The following is a 16619-nucleotide window of genomic DNA, read 5'->3' as shown; positions in this document are numbered from 1 at the left end:
TATTGACACACTGAACGTCCCGGACCAGTAGTGTTCGGCAGGGTTCGCCACAGTTCAGTAGGAGAGGAACGCCATGCATCAGATTCGGCGCGTCGCCATGCTTTCCCTCCACACCTCACCGCTGGATCAGCCCGGTGGCGGTGACGCTGGCGGCATGAACGTCTACGTTCGGGCGCTGGCACTGGAACTCGCGGCAACGGGCGTGGCGGTGGACATTTACACCCGCCGCACCTCGCCCGATCAGCCTGAAACCGTTGCGCTGGACTCCCTGGTATCGGTCCACCATATTGTGGCGGGTCCCTTCGGCAAGGTGTCCAAGGAAGCTCTCCCTGAGCTGATCACGGAAATGGCCGACGCCGTCGCCGATCACGTCAGTGCCCTGCCGGGGGAACCCGTTCGGGTCATCCACTCCCACTATTGGGTTTCTGGGATGGCCGGAATCCTGGCAGCCAAACGCCTGGATCTCCCGCTCGTCCACACCATGCACACCATGGCGCGGGTGAAGAATCAGCACCTGCCTCAGGGTCAGAGCGCCGAACCCGGTGTGCGCGAGGACGGCGAACAGCACATTGTGGCCGCGGCAACGCGGCTGATCGCCAACACTACAGCCGAGGCCGCTGAGCTGGAGCGCCACTACGATGGCTGTGAACAACGCATCGATGTGGTCTCTCCCGGTGTGGACTTGAAAATATTCAAGCCGGCCTTCCGGGACCGATCGCGGCAGGATCTGGGCATTGCCCCCGGACGCTTCCACGTTGTCTTCGCTGGGCGGTTGCAACGCCTCAAGGGTCCCCACGTTTTAGTCAAGGCCGCCGCCATCTTGCGGGCGCAACGCCCCGACATTGACCTGCAGCTTTCCTTTCTGGGCTCTCGCAGCGGCTCTGACAAATATGATCTTCAAGCACTCATCGAAGAGTGTGGCCTGCAGGATTCCGCCACCATCTACCCTCCCGTGGAGGCCAGTAAACTAGCCGATTGGTACCGCAGTGCCAGCGTTGTGGCCGTGCCCTCTTCGAGTGAATCCTTCGGCTTGGTCGCCTTGGAAGCCCAGGCCTGCGGCACCCCGGTGATTGCCACGAATGTTGGAGGTCTCCCCCGCGCAGTCAGCGATGGACGCACCGGCTTGCTGGTCGAGGGCAGGTCCCCGCAGCTCTGGGCCGAGGCGATCGCCTCCCTGCATGACTTCAGCGAAACTCGCATCGATATGGGCCGCGCCGCCTCTGTTTTTGCCGGCCAATTTGGCTGGGAACAAACCGCCGCGCACACGGTGTTGAGCTATGACTTGGCCTTGACCTACCAATACATCGCCCCGCCAGGCTGCTAGAGCCGTCACGTCGATTAGGACCGTTAATTCGATTAATCCTGTCAAGAGCTAGGCAGGCGCTTGATCCATTCGGCTGCACTTCTATGCCAAAAGACAGTGCTTGCCCTAGCTTTACGGCTAGTTCCTTGATTTGCGGCTGTGTTAGGGGTCACAAGCAGGCTACCGATCGGTAGCCTTTTCCCGTTGGCTTCGTCGGCTCACAGCGCTTTGGGCACTCGTTCATCACTTGTCAAAGTTGTCTGCCGTCTTGCCATGTTGCACCCGTGAGGCAAGAGGCCGCACGTAGATCCTGTTGAAAGGTTCACCGCACCATGACCATGAAACGAACGGGAAGAACTCTCTTTCGAAGCTCAGGACTGCGGAAGGTCGTGGCGATTGGCGCCGGCCTGCCGTTGCTACTGGCCACAGTGGGGGCACTGCCAGCATCGGCCAACCCCAGCCAGCTGAGCATGCCCAGTATCACTCAAACAAATGTTGACCCTTTGAGCTTCCCCGCCGGGCGCTACATTGTTGTCCTCGCCGAGCAGCCCATCGCCATGTACGACGGCGGCACAGCTGGCCTTGCCGCCACGAAGCCGCAGGCGGGGCAAAAGCTTGATTCGGCGCGCACCGAGGTTAAGAAGTACAAGAAGCACCTTGAAACCAAGCAAGCTGCCGTTGCCAAGACGGAAAACGTCAAGGTAAAGCGCACCTTTACCGCCGCCCTCAATGGCTTTTCTGCGGATCTCACCGCTGACCAGGCCTTGGCCTTAGCCAAGGACCCAAGCGTCTTGACCGTTGCCCCGGACACGGAGAACGCCCCTGATTACTCCAGCACCGATTTCCTTGGTCTCAGCGGCAAGAACGGCAGCTGGAACAAGAACTTCGGCGGGCAGAACAAGGCTGGCGAAGGCATTGTGGTGGGTATCATCGATACCGGCTACACGCCGTCGAGCCCGTTCTTTGCCGGTGACGAGGTCCTTCCGCTGACGGGGGACCCGGTAGTCGGCGTCCCTTACCGCACCGATGACGGCAACATCGCCATGCTCAAGGCAAACGGCGACACCTTCTCCGGCGAATGCCAGAAGGGCGTGGAATCGGGAGCCGATTTCGACGGCAGTGCCTGTAACTCCAAGGTCCTGAGCGCACATTACTTTGCCGATGACTTCCTGAACTACGTGGCACCCCAGGACAGGGCACCCGAAGAAGTTCTCTCACCCGTGGACGTTGCCAGCCACGGCACGCACACCGGAAGCACTGCCGCCGGTAACGCCAATGTCAAGGCAAAAATTGGTGACCGCGCCATGGGCGTTACCAGTGGTGTTGCCCCAGCTGCCAAGCTCTCCATCTACAAGATTTGCTGGGAAGATACCGATCCGGACACCGGTGGCTGCTACTCTTCCTCGGCTGTTGCCGCCATCAACCAGGCCATTCTGGACGGCGTGGATGTCTTGAACTACTCCATCTCGGGTAGCACCACCTCCACCACTGACCCGGTGTCCTTGGCTTTCCTCTCAGCCACCTCAGCCGGAATCTTTGTGGCGGCCTCGGCTGGCAACTCCGGCCCCACGGCAGGCACTGTTAACCACGGCGCGCCGTGGCTGACCACCGTGGCTGCCACCTCCTTCTCCTCCGAGCTTCAGGGCACAGCGGAATTCGCTGATGGCAGCAAGTTCCGCGGCGCCAGCATGATGGGCCAGGGCGTGCCCGCCAGCCACGTCATACTTGCCACCACGGCAGCCGCCGCCGGTGCGGCCAACCCGGAGCTGTGTGGACCCAACACCTTGGATGGCAGCAAAGTTGCCGGGAAGATCGTGGTGTGTGACCGCGGTGTGATTGACCGTACGGCGAAGAGCGCCGAGGTCAAGCGCGCAGGAGGTGTGGGCATGATCCTCACCAACGTCACCCCGTCCTCCGAGGATGTGGACCTGCACGCCGTACCTACTATTCATGTGAACCCGCCAGCAACACAGCTCATCAAGGACAAGATCGCGGCCAACCCGGACATTTTGGTGGCTTTGGTTGACCATGACACCACGGGACTGCCGGTAACACCGCAGCCGCAGGTGGCAGGCTTCTCCTCCCGCGGCCCGCTGGAAGCAGTCGGCTCTGATCTGCTCAAGCCCGATGTTGCAGCTCCAGGCGTCGCCGTTCTGGCTGGGGTCTCCCCCATTGCCACCGGTGGGGACCAGTTTGGCATGATGTCCGGAACCTCCATGGCTGCACCGCATGTTGCCGGTTTCGCGGCACTGGTCATGGCCAAGAACCCTACGTGGTCACCGGCCGCGGTCAAGTCAGCCATGATGACAACGGCCACGAATGTGGTCAATGCCGATGGCAGCAAGAACACCGATCTCTTTGCAACAGGTGCCGGTCAGACAGCCGTGGTCAAGGCGCTGACGCCGGGGCTCGTGTATGACGCCGGTGACACCGAATACCTGAAGTTCATTCAGGGCACCGGCATTGATCTGGGCATGCCCGGGCTCGGCAGTACCGCGCCGCGTGACATGAATGTGGCATCCTTCGCGGTGGGCTCTTTGGCCGGCAAGGTCACAGTCACCCGCACCGTCACGGCGTTGACTCCGGGCTTGTACCGGGCCACCGCCAACGTCCCCGGCGTCAATGTCAAGGTCACCCCGTCGGTGCTGAACTTCTCTCAGGCCGGCCAGCAGCGCACCTTCAAGGTCACCTTCGAGAACAACAAGGCAGCCCTGGGCGCGTTTGCCATGGGCAGCCTGACCTGGCAGGGCGCCGGAGCTACGGTAACCTCCCCGGTTGCTGTCCGTCCGTTGGCCGCTTTGGTGCAGCCGGAGATCAGCTTCAGCACCAATAACGGCAACAGCAGTGGCAAGATTCCGGTAGTTTCCGGTACCAACGCTCCTGTGGCCTTGAGCCTCAATGGCCTGTCCAAGGCTGACTCCAGTGCTATTGAGTTGGTTCCCGGTCCGCTCGCTGTGGGCAACAACGCCTCAAACTTCTTGAAGCAGGTGGTTGTTCCGGAGGGAACCGAGCTGGCCAAGTTCCAGGTCATCTCCGCGGATGAGGGTGCCGATTACGACATGATCGTCTTCAACCCGAAGGGGCAGTACAGCGATGTGCGTACGGCGTCCTCGAGTGAGACGCTGACCTTGACCAATCCGGCCCCCGGGACTTACCAGGTGCTGGCCAATCTGTACTCCAGCGCTGATGGCGGGGCTGTCAAGGCCACGGTTGATGCCGCGATCCTCGGAGCAGATGCGGGCAACGCCAAGGTTTCACCGAACCCGCTCAAGCTGGCTAACGGCAAGTCCGGAAACGTCACGTTGAGCTGGACCGGACTGGCACCGGGTAACTATCTGGGCCGGGTATCCTTTGGCGACGCAGGCACGCAGACGTTTGTCTCAGTCATTGTTACCCCCGGTGGCACCGCTGTGGTTCCGGATGAGGACAATAGCGGTCCCGTCAAGGATAAGAAGGGCAAAGATAAGCCCAAGAAGGGGCAGTCGGAATTCTCCGTCGAACAGGCTCCCACGGATCTGCTGCTCTAGGGTCCAGCAACTCTAGAAAAGCAGTTAGTCCACGCACGACGGCGGCCATCCAGTTGGACTGGATGGCCGCCGTCGTGCGTGGCTGGTTTGATTAGCGCTCACCTGCCCTGAGCTGAGGTGCTGCTTAATCTAGTGGTGCCTATTCCGGTTCTGCCTCATCTGGTGGTGCTGGGTCCTAATTTCGCCCGGTTTAGATGTTGCCGGTGCCGCCACCGATTAGATGTTGCCGGTGCCGCCACCGAGGGCACCAAAGAGCGGAGCTAGAGCCTGCCATTGGCTGATTTCACAGCCATCGGTGCGTTTGAAGGTGGCGTTGACTTTCTTGCCGTGGAACCAGCCGGTTACCTGGGCAATTTCCGGGCCACCATATTGCTGGGTGCACACCCGGTTGGGGTCCGGGACGGGGAAGAACATTTTCTCGCCGTACTTTTCCACAGCGGCCAGTGCGGCGGCCGGATCGGGCAAGGTGGATTCAGGTCCGGGCGTGGCGCCTTCGGCCACAAGACGGAACGTCCGCGGCATGGCCTGGGACGATTCTGTGAGTGTGATGGTGAGGTCTATCCCGCTGGCGGAGGGTGGTGTCACGGCTGCGGGGCTCTCGGTCGCTGCTGGGATCGTGGCGGATGGGATCGGGATCGCAGGCGGCTGGCTGCCTGAGCTAGACGGTCCGGACTCGGGGCCTTGCTGCGCGCACGCGGCCACTACTGTCACGACGGAGAGCATCAACAATGATGCCGTGAGCCGTGAGGAAACTCCCTTCATGGCTTTGATTGCTTCTACCGCTTTCGCGGCGCCGCTGAGACGATGCGTTCTTGGCATGGTGACGCCTTCCTCGAGGTTCTGCCATGCTAACGCACCATGCTGGAAGCCTACAGAGTATGAATGCTGGTCACGGCACGCTAGCGAATGAATGCTTGGGCTTGAATAGCCACGGCTGCCGCGCCACGCGCCCATTCGGTGAAATCGGCCGATGCCACCCGTACCTTCACCGGCGCTGCCTCCGGGTCCCGCCCCGCTGCCAAGGCAGCCAGCACTGTGGCTTCCTTCGCCGCGAAAAGCGCCACGCCTTCCCCGCCTAGCACAACCGTGTTAACCATTGTCAGGTTTGTGGCCGCGGCGATCAGGATCCCCAAAGACTTTGCCGCTGCCTCCAGGACTGCCGCTGCGGCGCGGTTTCCTTCTGCGGCAAGGTCCAACGCCTGCCCATAGTCCACCGGGCGGCCCAAGGCTGCTGAAATTTGCAGACAAATACTGGGGATGGACAGCATAGCTGTGGAACATCCACGGTGCCCTTCAGCACACAGCGGCCCGTTGGGATCCAACGGAAAGTGTCCGCCCAGCCCCAATCCGGTATCCACTGTTCGGATGACGTGGTTGCGAATGGTGAGTCCGTAGCCAACTCCTGCGCCCACGGTAATCACGGCGAAATCGGGCACCTCGCGGCCCGCCCCAAACCATTGCTCGGCGGCCACAAGTGCTGTCACATCATTTTCTACCACCACGGGGAGTCCCAGCCAGTCCTGCAGCAGGCTCTGCAAAGGCACGTTTTTCCAGTCCAGAAACGGTGCGCGGTGGACCACGCCGTCCGGCCGCACCTGCCCACCCAGGGAAACGCCAACCCCCGCGACGGCGACACCTGCTTGCGCCCCGAGCTGCTCAGTGAGCTGCGCAATACCCGCCACCACGGCAGCGGACGATTTCTCGGGCAGCGGCAGCACAGCTTCCGCCAGAATAGTGGCACGAATGTCCGTGACCACAGCCTGCAGACTATCTCCTGTCACTTTCACGCCCACAAACCATGCCGCGTTGTTGGGAACATCGAGCAATCGCACGGGACGCCCCACTGTGCCGTCGGCAACCAGAGGGCCCTCAATGAGCAGACCCGAATCGAGCAGTGGTTTCCCCAAGCGGGTGAGGCTGGCAATGCTCAACTTCATTTCCCTGGCCAATTCCCCGCGGGAAATGGGACCGCGGACAAGCACCAGCCGAGCCAGTTCAAGGGCAGATTCCGCGAGAGCTTCCGGTTGTCCGCGGTTCTCGCCAGGGCGGCTTGGAGCAGGCAGGCTCGGTGTGTGGGCAACGGTGTTCATAGCAACAAGTTTATTGCACTTCAAACATAATTCCAGTCTGAAATCAAGTATTTCGCCGCAATCATGCAATCAAGGTGACCCTTGACACAGCAATTACTTTCGCGGTAAAACTATTCAATGAGCACAACAACTTCTTCACTTCCCGCCCAGCTCCAGCTGCATCGCGGCGGCACCTCGGTCATCGTGGACCTGGACACGGCAGGCACACCCACCATCATTCATTGGGGCCAAGCCACAGGCACCCTCTCCCCCGCCGAGCTGGCATCGCTCGCAGCAGCAGCCCGTCCCCAGCGCGTTTCCGGCGGCATTGACGTTCCTGCCCGCCTGAGCCTCCTGCCGCAGGAGACATTTGGCTGGCAGGGCACCCCCGCACTGCTCGGCCAGCGCGCTGCCGGTGGTTGGGCTAGCGCCTTAAGCACCACGGCGGCACACGCCGATGGCTCCTCCCTTACCATTACCGCTGAGGACCCGGCCGGAGGACTGCATCTGGTCACGGAGCTGGAGCTAAGCGCTGCGGGGGTGCTGCGCCAGCGGCACATCCTGAGCAACATCGGGGACAGCGACTACCTGCTGCACCGGCTCACCGCAGTGTTCCCACTGCCGGCGAGCGCCACCACCGTTCAAGATTTCACGGGCCGCCATTTGAAGGAGCGCACCTCCCAGCGCCGCCCACTGACGGTGGGCGCCCATGTTCGCGAAAGCCGCCGCGGACGCCCCGGTGCGGATGCCACACTGCTCATGCTGGCGGGCCAGGACAGCTTCGGCTTCCGCAGCGGCCTGGTCCACGGCGTGCACACGGCATGGAGTGGCAATCACAGTTTGTCGGCCGAACGCACCATCACCAGTGACAGCTTCCTGAGCGCCGGGGAGCTGCTGCTGCCGGGGGAAGTGGTTTTGGCACCTGGGGACTCGCACACCACCCCGTGGGCGCTGGGTTCCTGGGGCCACGGTCTGGATCAGCTCTCGGCCCGATTTCACGAAGACCTTCGTGCCCGCCCCCAACACCCAAGCCGGCCACGGCCCGTCACCCTCAACACCTGGGAAGCGGTGTATTTCGATCACGAGCTGACCACACTCAAAAGCTTGGCCGAGAAGGCTGCCGTGGTCGGCGTCGAACGTTTTGTCCTTGATGACGGCTGGTTCCTGGGCCGCCGCGATGACACTGCCGGGCTGGGTGACTGGTTTGTGGACGCTGCCGTGTGGCCGGACGGCCTGGGCCCCATCATTGACCATGTGCGCGGCCTGGGCATGGAGTTCGGGCTGTGGTTTGAGCCGGAAATGGTGAACCCGAACAGCGAGTTGGCCCGCAAGCATCCGGACTGGATCCTGCACACCGACGGACGCTGGCCGGTCTCCGCACGCCAGCAGCAGGTACTGAACCTGGCCAACCCCGAGTGCTTCGAGTACCTGTTGGACCGCCTTGATGCCATGCTGTCCGAATACCCCATTAGCTATATCAAGTGGGACCACAACCGTGACCTGCTCGATGCCGCCGATCCCCACACGGGCAACCCCAGCGTGCGCAAGACCACGCTGGCCCTCTACCGGCTGCTTGCGGAGCTGAAGACCCGCCACCTCGGCGTGGAAATTGAAAGCTGCGCCTCGGGTGGGGCCCGGGTGGATCTGGGCATCCTGGACTACACGGACAGGATCTGGACCAGCGATTGCATCGATCCGCTCGAACGCCTCGACAACCAAGCCAACACCGGGCTCCTGGTGCCTTACGAGCTCATGGGCGCCCACATTGGCGGGCCAAAATCACATTCCACCGACCGCCAACACAGCCTGGGGTTCATGGCCCGCACCGCCATTTTCGGCCACTTCGGGATTGAATGGGACATCTCGGACATCTCTGAGGCACAGACGGAGGAACTTGCGGGCTGGATCGCCTTCCACAAGGAGAACCGGGAGCTGTTCCACACCGGCACCAGCGTCCACGCGGACCTGCCCGATCCGGCAATGGATCTCCGCGGCGTCGTTGCCGCAGACGGTAGCCGCGCCGTCTACTCCCTCACTCAGCGCACAGCATCCACCACGTACCCGTCCGGGCGTATTACGCTGCCGGGGCTGCTCCCGGACACGCGTTACCGGGTCCAGCTCTCAGAACCCCTCAATGATCAGCTCGGCAACGGCCAGTCCCCCCTTGACTGGACCCTTGCCGAAACGATCATCTCCGGGCGCCTCCTGGCCTCCACCGGTCTGGCGTCCCCCGTACTTTTCCCCGAACAAGCCGTTTTGATCACTGTTGATCAGGCCAACTAAGGAGTTCCAATGAACCATGAGCGAGAATCTGGCCCGCCGGCGCTGCTGCGCCAGCTGGCCAGGAAATCACAGCCCGGTCGGCGCAATTTCCGCCGCAAGCTGATGGCCACCGGTACTACCGCCGCACTGGCACTGACATTGGTGCTGACCGGCTGTTCCACGAACGACGACGGCCGTGTCACCTTGGACTTTTTTCAGTTCAAGCCCGAAGCGGTGGCCCAGTTCACCCAGATCGTGAAGGATTTTGAGGCCAAGAACCCCAACATCCATGTGGTCATCAATAACTCCCCGGACCCGGATACCGCCATCAGGACACTGCTGGTCAAGAACCGAACACCTGATGTGCTGACGCTCAATGGCAACGGCAACTTCGGTGATCTGGCCAAAGCCTGCGTGTTTGCCGACCTGTCAGGCATGCCGGCGGCCCCACGTGTCCAGCCGGCAGTTCAGGACATTCTGAACGGTTTGGGTACCTGCCACGGCAACGAAACAAACGGTCTGCCGTTTGCCAACAATGCCAGCGGCATCTTGTACAACCCGGAGATTTTTGCTGCCAACGGGGTAGCAGTGCCACAAACGTGGGATCAGCTCATCGCAGCCGCCGACACCTTCAAGGCCAACGGCGTCAATCCGTTCTATATGACCCTCAAGGACGCTTGGACGGTCCTGCCCTCCTTCGTCAACCTGGCCGGAAACCTCATGCCCGCGGACTTCTTTGACAGTGTTGGAACTTCCGGCTGGACCCCGGCAACCGGCGCGTCCAGTTTTGCCAAGGACGGAACGGAAGCCTCCACTAAACTCTTGAAACTCTTCAGTTACGCCCAACCCGGCGCTCAGAGCGCAGGCTACAACGATGGCAATGCCGCCTTCGGAGCTGGCAAATCAGCCATGTACCTGCAAGGCAGCTTCGCGATCCCGGCCATCCGCGCGTCGAACCCGGATGCGAAGATCGCGTCCTTCCCATACCCCACCACCAACGACCCCGCCAAGAACGTCCTGGTCTCCGGTGTGGATGTAACCCTAGCCATCGGCAAGGACACCAAGCACCCGGAAGAGGCCAAGAAGTTTGTGGAATACCTCATGTCCCCTGCTGTGCTGGACTACTACGCCAAGGCCCAATCTTCCCTGACACCTGTGAAGGATGCGGCCCCCAGCGTCGATCCTGCCTTGGCAGGCATGCAGGGCTTCTTCAATGACGGCCGTGTGATCGGCTACTTCGACCACCATGTTCCTGCGAGCATCCCCTTTGATGCGATCTTGCAGCAGTTCGTGCTGGATAAGAAGCAACCGGCATTTCTGGCCCGCATGGACCACGAATTTGAAAAGGTTGCCGCCCGCACCATCACCAAGAAAGGGGACTAGATCATGACCACCACGGCCAATAAGCCCCGCACGACAGCCGGGCTGCAACGCCGGAGCCCGTCCCGGCCCAGCAAGACCTTCTACTGGATGGTTGTTCCGGCCTTGGTCTTGTTCGTCATCTTGCACACAGTCCCCACTGTGACGGGCATGTTCTACAGTTTCACCGACTACGCCGGCTACGGCGAATGGGATTTCGTGGGACTGTCCAACTACGTGAACCTGTTCAAAGATGACAGGATCATGGCGTCCTACGGATTCACGTTCCTCTTCGCCATCACCACCACCATTGTGGTCAATGTTGGGGCGCTCTTTATCGCCATCTTGCTGAACTCCAAGATCAAGTATCAGACGGCATTTCGCGGAATCTTCTTTATCCCCAACATCTTGTCCGTGCTGATTGTGGGCTACGTCTTCAACTACCTGCTCTCCAACAACCTGCCTCTGATTGGCCAGGCGCTGGGCATTGAATGGCTCTCCACGTCCATCCTCGCCAACCCTGACTTGGCGTGGCTGGGCATCGTGGGTGTTACGGCGTGGCAGTCCATCGCCTTCAGTGTCATTATCTACCTGGCCGGCCTGCAAACCGTCCCCGGTGAATTGTATGAGGCTGCCGGCTTGGACGGGGCGTCCCCGTGGCGCCAGTTCCGCTCCATCACGTTCCCCATGATCGCCGGCTACTTCACCATCAATATGGTCCTTGCCCTCAAGGGCCTGCTGCAGGCGTTCGACCAAATCGTGGCCCTGACCAACGGCGGCCCCGGCACCTCCACCGAATCAGTGGCCATGGTCATTTACCGCGGCGGTTTCCAAGGCGGGGAGTACGGCTACCAGATGGCCAACTCAGTGGTTTATCTGGTGGTCATCGTTGTCCTGTCGCTGCTGCAAATGCGCTTCCTCTCACGCAAGGAGTCTGAGCTTCAATGAGTCTACTTATCGAAAAGCCGGAGGCCGGCACCCCAGCCACGCGCCGCCGTCGTTCCTCAGTGAACATTCCCCTGACGCTCCTGGCCGCCGTGCTGTCCCTGACGGTGCTGATCCCGCTGTACTTCACCATTGTCACCGCCCTGAAATCCTCGGATCAGCTCAACGGCAACGGGCTGGCGTTGCCCACCAGCATCCATCTGGAGAACTTTTCCAACGCCTGGAAGCTGACCAATTTTCCCAACGCGCTGCTGATTTCTGGCATCGTGACGGTCGCGGCTGTCATCCTGACCATCCTGACCAATTCGCTGGTGGCCTACGCTATTGCCCGCAACATGCACCGGCCATTTTTCAAGGCGCTGTATTACTTCTTCATCGCCGCTCTGTTCGTGCCGTTCCCCATCATCATGCTGCCGGTAACGAAGGAGATGGCCGTACTGGGGCTGGATAATCCGGTTGGACTGTTCCTGCTCTACACGGTGTATGGGCTCAGCTTCAATGTTTTTGTCTACACGGCGTTCATTAAATCCATCCCCGCCGAGCTTGAAGAGGCCTCTGTCATGGACGGCGCCAGCACCTGGACCACGTTTTGGAAGGTCATCTTTCCCATCCTGACGCCCATCAACGCTACCGTTGGCATCCTGACGTGTTTGTGGGCGTGGAATGATTTCCTGCTGCCGCTGGTGATCCTTTCGGACCCCACTACCCGCACCCTGCCCCTGGTGCAGTACGTCTTCCAGGGACAATTCAATACCGATTACACAACAGCCTTTGCCTCCTACCTGATGGCCATGGCCCCGCTGCTGTTGATTTACATTTTCGCCCAACGCTGGGTCATTTCCGGCGTCATGAGAGGATCCATCAAATAATGACCGCATCACTTTCCGATTCTGTTACTGGTTCTGTTTCTGCTTTGCCGTCAGCGTCAGCGGCAGAGTCGCTGACGGAGTCGCTGGCACCGTGGTGGCGCCAAGCGGCCGTATACCAGATTTACCCGCGCAGTTTTGCCGATTCCAATGGCGATGGCATGGGCGATTTGCCCGGCGTCACGGCACGCATGGGCTACCTTTCGGAGCTGGGCATTGACGCGATCTGGCTCAGCCCGTTCTACCCCTCCGCGCTGGCCGACGGCGGGTACGACGTCGATGATTACCGCAATGTCGATCCCCGCTTGGGTTCGCTGACGGACTTCGATGCCATGGTGACTGCCGCGCACGCAGCCGGCATCCGAGTGATTGTGGACGTGGTGCCCAATCACAGCTCCAACCGGCACACCTGGTTTAAGGCAGCTCTTGCTGCTGCACCAGGTTCCGCGGAGCGTGCCCGGTACCATTTCCTGGATGGACTAGGGGACGACGGCGAGCTGCCGCCCTCGGATTGGCCCTCCCACTTTGGTGGGGCTGCTTGGACGCGGGTGGTGGAAGCGGCCGGACCAAACGCTGGCTCGCTGGGCCAGTGGTATCTGCACCTGTTCGCCACCGAACAGCCCGATTTCAACTGGGACAATCCAGAGGTGCGGGAGGACTTCCACACCACCTTGCGTTTCTGGTCTGACCGCGGCGTGGATGGCTTCCGCATCGATGTGGCGCACGCACTCGTCAAGGACATGTCCCTGCCGCTGCGTTCCAAGCCGGACCTGGAAATCCTCGTCGATGACGGCAGCGATCCCCTCTTTGACCGCGACGCCGTGCATGAAGTCTTTGAGGGTTGGCGCTCAGTTCTCAATGAATACGATCCACCCAAGGCTGCCGTGGCCGAGGCCTGGGTACCGTTCACCGACCGTCGTTTGAAGTACGCGCGCCCCACAGAGTTGGGCCAGGCGTTCAACTTCGATCTGCTGCAGGCGCCGTTTCTTGCCACGGAATTCCGTGCCATTGCGCAGAAGTGCCTTTCGGAGGCCGCCTCCTCCGGCGCGTCGTCCACCTGGGTATTCTCCAACCACGATGTGGTTCGCCATCCCTCCCGCTACGGTCTGCCGGATGGCAGCACCCGCGAGGACCTGGAAGCGTGGCTACTGGCCGACGGCGCTACCCCGGCACTCGATCTGGCGCGCGGTTTGCGCCGGGCCCGGGCCGCAACGCTGTTCATGCTGGGGCTTCCGGGTTCCGCCTATCTCTACCAGGGCGAGGAACTGGGGCTTTTCGAAGCCGCAGAGCTACCTGCTTCGGTGTTGCAGGATCCCACCTGGTTCCGCACCCTTAATAAGGTCAAGGGCCGTGACGGTTGCCGGGTTCCGCTGCCATGGTCCGCCACCGAAGCCAACTTCGGTTTTGGTGGCATACCGTGGCTGCCGCAGCCGGGGTGGTTTGGCGAGTTCGCGGCCGACGCCCAGGCCGGGGTTGCCGGTTCAACGTTGGAAATGTACCGGGCGGCCCTGAAGCTGCGACGCGAGCTGCAGGCTGACGAGTCACTTGAGTGGCTCAGCTCCCCCGAATCTGAGGTGATTCACTACCGCCGCCCCAACGGCTGGGAGGTGATTACCAACTTTGCGGCGGTGCCCGCGGTGCTGCCATCCGGCGTCGAACTGTCCAGGGTAGTCCTCACCTCCGGCGCGGCAAGCACGGACGGCACAGGAAGCGAAGGGGCAGGGAACGGACAGGCAGGGAGCGAACAGACAGGAACAGAACAGGCAAGGACAATCCCGCCCGAAACAACCCTCTGGCTCACCCCCTAACCCCAACGCCGCATCACTTTCCGGCGGTTTTTCCCACACGCCGCATCACCTTCCGGCGGTTTTTCCCACACGCCGCATCACCTTCCGGCCTCCACACTCTTGTGGGGGCCGGTTGGCGTTCCTACCTGTGGATAACTTCTGCGGCAGGCGTCCGCGCTGGGCCACAATTAAGAGATGGAACCCAGCGACGCGTTCTCTCTCACCCAGGCACCCTTCACCTACCGTGAAGCACTTGCCTCTGGCCTGACCCCGGACCAGCTCAAGAACCACCAGCACATCAACGTGAGCCATGGGATTTACCGGCCGGATGGCTGGGATTTTGACCTCCGGGATGCCGCCCGGGTGCTCTCGGTAGCTTCGCCCGGTGCCTGGATTTCGCATTCCACGGCCGCACGGCTTCACGAGTTAATTCTGCCGCCGTGGCTGGCAGATTCGGAAGAGCTACACCTCAGCAAGCCCCGCCAGCTCCCGCAGTTGCGCCGAAAAGGCATCGTCAGCCACAATGTGACAGCGCTGCGCGGCGAGATCGAATCCGTGGACGGGATGCAGCTGAGCACTCGTTCGCGCACCTGGCTCGATCTGGCACGCGTGCTTCCCTTGACTGATCTCGTCTGCATGGGCGACCAGCTCATTCGCCGGCCCAGAGCCGAATTTGAGGGCCGCAGTGAACCCTACGCCACCCTCACATCGCTGCGCGAGATGGCAAGCCGTCACCGCAATCTCCAAGGAATTGTGCGGGCCCGCGACGCCCTGGACCTCATGCGCGTCGGGGCAGATTCAGCACCCGAAACCCTCTTGCGTCTGGCCATATCCGACGCCGGCCTGCCGGAGCCAGAACTTCAGCTCACCTTGTGGGGCCGCGAGGGCGGGCCGTCGGCGGATGCCGGTTATCGTGCCCGGCGCATCGCCATGCAGTACGACGGCGCCCATCACCTCGACGAGTTGCAGCGGTTCAGCGATAGGCGCAGGGACAAGGCTTTCGAAAACGCTGGCTGGATCGTGCTGATCTTTACGCAGAAAGATCTGGCGGATGGTTTTCAGGACGCTGTGATGCGCATTCGTAAGGCGCTGTATCAAGCGTGGCGAGATCCTAAGCTGGCCTCCGGCTTCAAGGGCATGACGTAAGAAAGTTCCCAACAGATTAAAAAGCAATGGGACGCACCCTCAAAGAGGGAGCGTCCCATATTTATCGCCCTAAAGTGATGCGGCGTCGGCAGAAAAACGCCGGAAAGTGATGCCGCGTCGAGAGGGGATGTTAGGCGTCGCCGCGAATGAAGGCTTCTACCTTTTCGAAGGCGATGTCATCGTTGTACTGCTCCGGCGGGGACTTCATGAAGTAGCTGGAGGCCGACAGGATGGGTCCGCCGATGCCGCGGTCCAAAGCGATCTTGGCTGCGCGGATGGCGTCGATGATGACACCGGCCGAGTTGGGTGAATCCCAAACTTCGAGCTTGTATTCCAATGAAACCGGCGCGTCACCGAAGTTACGGCCTTCAAGACGGACAAAGGCCCACTTGCGGTCATCGAGCCAGGCTACGTAATCCGACGGGCCAATGTGCACGTCGTCAGCGGACAACACGGCAGAGGTGTTGGAGGTGACGGCCTGAGTCTTGGAGATCTTCTTGGATTCCAAGCGATCGCGCTCGAGCATGTTCTTGAAGTCCATGTTGCCACCAACGTTGAGCTGGTAGGTGCGGTCCAAGATAACGCCGCGGTCTTCGAACAACTTAGCCATGACGCGGTGCGTGATGGTTGCACCGATCTGGCTCTTGATGTCATCGCCCACGATCGGCACGCCGGCTGCGGTGAACTTGTCGGCCCATTCCTTGGTGCCGGCAATGAAGACGGGGAGGGCGTTGACGAAGGCAACACCGGCGTCGATGGCGCACTGTGCGTAGAACTTCGCAGCGGCGTCGGAGCCAACGGGCAGGTAGCACACCATGACGTCAACCTTGGCGGCCTTCAGCGTTGCAACAATGTCAACGGCTTCGGCGTCGGACTCAACGATGGTCTCGCGGTAGTACTTGCCCAGACCGTCAAGGGTGTGTCCACGCAGTACGGGAACGTCGAGGTTCGGCACGTCTGCAAGCTTGATGGTGTTGTTCTCGCTGGCTCCAATGGCCTCAGAGAGATCCAGGCCGACCTTCTTGCTGTCAACGTCGAATGCAGCAACAAACTGCACGTCGTTCACGTGGTACTTACCGAACTCAACATGCATCAGACCCGGAACCTTCACGGTCGGGTCTGCATCGTGGTAGTACTGGACGCCTTGGACCAGCGATGAGGCACAGTTGCCTACACCGACGATGGCGACCCGAATAGGATGATTGGACACGGAACTCCTTCATAAAACTCACACGGATCCGGCGCACACACTATGGTGCTGGGTCGACGCACGACTTCACGGTAACCATAAAGACACGACGCACGGCTACTTAGCCGGATCTGACGCCCCTACGGCGCCTTAACCATTCTAGACA

Annotated in this window: 11 protein-coding genes; 8 read left to right on the top strand and 3 right to left on the bottom strand. The window is 61.1% G+C overall.

All coding sequences use genetic code 11. From position 1 onward, the window contains the following. Positions 1-73: 73 nt before the first annotated feature. Both mshA and CXQ93_RS09765 read left to right on the top strand, forming a co-directional pair. The gene (gene mshA / locus CXQ93_RS09770; protein ID WP_062286676.1) at positions 74-1324 is read left to right on the top strand and encodes a D-inositol-3-phosphate glycosyltransferase; all 1251 of its coding nucleotides are present in this window, start codon (positions 74-76) and stop codon (positions 1322-1324) included. Positions 1325-1641: 317 nt separating this feature from the next. After that, complete coding sequence (locus tag CXQ93_RS09765) at positions 1642-4830, top strand: S8 family serine peptidase (protein WP_104110322.1); 3189 nt, start codon at positions 1642-1644, stop codon at positions 4828-4830. Positions 4831-5046: 216 nt separating this feature from the next. On the opposite strand, the gene CXQ93_RS21255 is transcribed toward CXQ93_RS09765, so the two are convergent. Both CXQ93_RS21255 and CXQ93_RS09755 read right to left on the bottom strand, forming a co-directional pair. Next, complete coding sequence (locus CXQ93_RS21255) at positions 5047-5649, bottom strand: hypothetical protein (RefSeq protein ID WP_306299975.1); 603 nt, start codon at positions 5647-5649, stop codon at positions 5047-5049. Positions 5650-5729: 80 nt separating this feature from the next. Next, on the bottom strand, positions 5730-6920 hold the full coding sequence (locus CXQ93_RS09755) for an ROK family protein (protein WP_104110207.1): 1191 nt from the start codon (positions 6918-6920) through the stop codon (positions 5730-5732). A gap of 117 nt (positions 6921-7037) precedes the next feature. On the opposite strand from CXQ93_RS09755, the gene CXQ93_RS09750 reads away from it, so the two are divergent. The 6 genes from CXQ93_RS09750 (at position 7038) to CXQ93_RS09725 (ending at position 15264) form a co-directional block, all read left to right on the top strand. Next, a complete protein-coding gene (locus tag CXQ93_RS09750; protein WP_104110206.1) occupies positions 7038-9182 on the top strand; it encodes an alpha-galactosidase in 2145 nt (714 codons plus the stop codon). Between the two features lie 9 nt (positions 9183-9191). Continuing rightward, positions 9192-10544: an ABC transporter substrate-binding protein gene (locus CXQ93_RS09745; protein WP_104110205.1), complete on the top strand. Its 1353-nt coding sequence runs from the start codon at positions 9192-9194 to the stop codon at positions 10542-10544. 3 nt (positions 10545-10547) lie between these two features. Next, on the top strand, positions 10548-11468 hold the full coding sequence (locus CXQ93_RS09740; protein ID WP_104110204.1) for a carbohydrate ABC transporter permease: 921 nt from the start codon (positions 10548-10550) through the stop codon (positions 11466-11468). After that, positions 11465-12334, top strand: a complete 870-nt coding sequence (locus CXQ93_RS09735) for a carbohydrate ABC transporter permease (RefSeq protein WP_104110203.1) — start codon at positions 11465-11467, stop codon at positions 12332-12334. Before CXQ93_RS09740 ends, CXQ93_RS09735 begins: the two co-directional genes overlap by 4 nt. Then, a complete protein-coding gene (locus CXQ93_RS09730) occupies positions 12334-14139 on the top strand; it encodes a glycoside hydrolase family 13 protein (RefSeq protein WP_104110202.1) in 1806 nt (601 codons plus the stop codon). Before CXQ93_RS09735 ends, CXQ93_RS09730 begins: the two co-directional genes overlap by 1 nt. A 174-nt stretch (positions 14140-14313) precedes the next feature. Continuing rightward, the gene (locus CXQ93_RS09725) at positions 14314-15264 is read left to right on the top strand and encodes a hypothetical protein (protein WP_104110201.1); all 951 of its coding nucleotides are present in this window, start codon (positions 14314-14316) and stop codon (positions 15262-15264) included. A gap of 130 nt (positions 15265-15394) precedes the next feature. Here the strand turns inward: CXQ93_RS09725 and CXQ93_RS09720 are convergent, their stop codons facing one another. Further along, the gene (locus tag CXQ93_RS09720) at positions 15395-16474 is read right to left on the bottom strand and encodes an inositol-3-phosphate synthase (protein WP_104110200.1); all 1080 of its coding nucleotides are present in this window, start codon (positions 16472-16474) and stop codon (positions 15395-15397) included. Positions 16475-16619: the final 145 nt, after the last annotated feature.

Origin of the sequence: Arthrobacter sp. N199823 (assembly GCF_002929705.1) — a bacterium.
Classification (GTDB): domain Bacteria; phylum Actinomycetota; class Actinomycetes; order Actinomycetales; family Micrococcaceae; genus Specibacter.
Note: the sequence above shows the minus strand (reverse complement) of the source record. Positions and strands in the feature narration are given on the sequence as shown.

Bases quoted from the DNA above. Each gene is read 5' to 3' on its own strand.
- mshA (WP_062286676.1), top strand. From the start codon at position 74: ATGCATCAGATTCGGCGCGTCGCCATGCTTTCCCTCCACACCTCACCG.
- CXQ93_RS09765 (WP_104110322.1), top strand. From the start codon at position 1,642: ATGAAACGAACGGGAAGAACTCTCTTTCGAAGCTCAGGACTGCGGAAG.
- CXQ93_RS21255 (WP_306299975.1), bottom strand. From the start codon at position 5,649: ATGCCAAGAACGCATCGTCTCAGCGGCGCCGCGAAAGCGGTAGAAGCA.
- CXQ93_RS09755 (WP_104110207.1), bottom strand. From the start codon at position 6,920: ATGAACACCGTTGCCCACACACCGAGCCTGCCTGCTCCAAGCCGCCCT.
- CXQ93_RS09750 (WP_104110206.1), top strand. From the start codon at position 7,038: ATGAGCACAACAACTTCTTCACTTCCCGCCCAGCTCCAGCTGCATCGC.
- CXQ93_RS09745 (WP_104110205.1), top strand. From the start codon at position 9,192: ATGAACCATGAGCGAGAATCTGGCCCGCCGGCGCTGCTGCGCCAGCTG.
- CXQ93_RS09740 (WP_104110204.1), top strand. From the start codon at position 10,548: ATGACCACCACGGCCAATAAGCCCCGCACGACAGCCGGGCTGCAACGC.
- CXQ93_RS09735 (WP_104110203.1), top strand. From the start codon at position 11,465: ATGAGTCTACTTATCGAAAAGCCGGAGGCCGGCACCCCAGCCACGCGC.
- CXQ93_RS09730 (WP_104110202.1), top strand. From the start codon at position 12,334: ATGACCGCATCACTTTCCGATTCTGTTACTGGTTCTGTTTCTGCTTTG.
- CXQ93_RS09725 (WP_104110201.1), top strand. From the start codon at position 14,314: ATGGAACCCAGCGACGCGTTCTCTCTCACCCAGGCACCCTTCACCTAC.